The sequence below is a fragment of the Mycobacterium sp. 1465703.0 genome, assembly GCF_001672975.1.
Taxonomy (GTDB): domain Bacteria; phylum Actinomycetota; class Actinomycetes; order Mycobacteriales; family Mycobacteriaceae; genus Mycobacterium.
In genome coordinates this window covers 1-981 of record NZ_LZKU01000251.1, presented here as the reverse complement: position 1 = coordinate 981, position 981 = coordinate 1, and the positions used below count along the sequence as shown (strand labels likewise).

Below are 981 nucleotides of genomic sequence, written 5' to 3'. Positions count from 1 at the left end.
TGCGCCTACTTCGAGCGTGACGACATGACGCTCGAAGAAGCGCAGATCGCCAAATTCGACCTGGCGTTGGGGAAGCTGAACCTCGAACCCGGGATGACGTTGTTGGACATCGGTTGCGGCTGGGGCGGCGCCCTGAAACGGGCTGTCGAGAAGTATGACGTCAACGTCATCGGGATTACGTTGAGCCGCAACCAATTTGAGTACAGCAAGAACAAGCTGGCCGGATTGTCGACCGATCGCAACATCGAGGTGCGACTGCAGGGCTGGGAGAAGTTCCACGAGCCGGTGGACCGTATCGTGTCGATCGGCGCGTTCGAGCACTTCGGCCGGCAACGCTACGGCCGCTTCTTCAAGATGGCCTACCACGCGCTGCCGCCTGGCGGAGTGATGTTGCTGCACACCATCGTTCGGCCCTCGTTCAAGGATGCCCGGGCCAAGGGTATGAAGCTGACCCATGAGATCGTTCAGTTCTCGCAGTTCATCCTGGCCGAGATTTTCCCCGGGGGTTGGCTCCCGACGCCTCAGACCGTCGGCGAATACGGTGTCACGGTGGGCTTCGAGTTGACCCGGGTTCAGTCGCTGCGCCTGCACTACGCCAGGACGCTGGATCTATGGGCTGAGGCGCTCGAGGCGAATCGAGACCAGGCGTTGGCTATTCAGTCCAAAGAGGTTTACGACCGCTATATGAAGTACCTGACCGGCTGCGCGAAGCTGTTCCGTCAGGCCTACACCGACGTCAATCAGTTCACGCTGGAAAAGTAGCCGCCCCGAATAGCAAATCAGCCCCGAACGGATCACCGTTCGGGGCTGACTCGATTCGCTCTACTTGACCAATGTGAATTGCCCCACATTGCTGATGCCCCTGCGGAAGAAGTTCTCGCAGCCCGTCAGGTAGTGCATGTAACGGTCGTAGACCTCTTGGGACTGGATGGCGATCGCCCTGTCCTTATTTGCTTCCAGATTGGCCGCCCAGATATTGAG

At 59.0% G+C, this 981-nt stretch carries 2 protein-coding genes; one reads left to right on the top strand and one right to left on the bottom strand.

The features are described from left to right. The coding region (locus tag A5625_RS23610; protein ID WP_066999868.1) for a cyclopropane mycolic acid synthase family methyltransferase at positions 1–762 on the top strand (762 nt) is incomplete at its 5' end. A gap of 60 nt (positions 763–822) precedes the next feature. Here A5625_RS23610 and A5625_RS23605 read toward each other — a convergent pair. Continuing rightward, positions 823–981 (bottom strand): class I SAM-dependent methyltransferase (locus A5625_RS23605; RefSeq protein WP_197516208.1); only part of this gene is annotated, 159 nt, incomplete at its 5' end.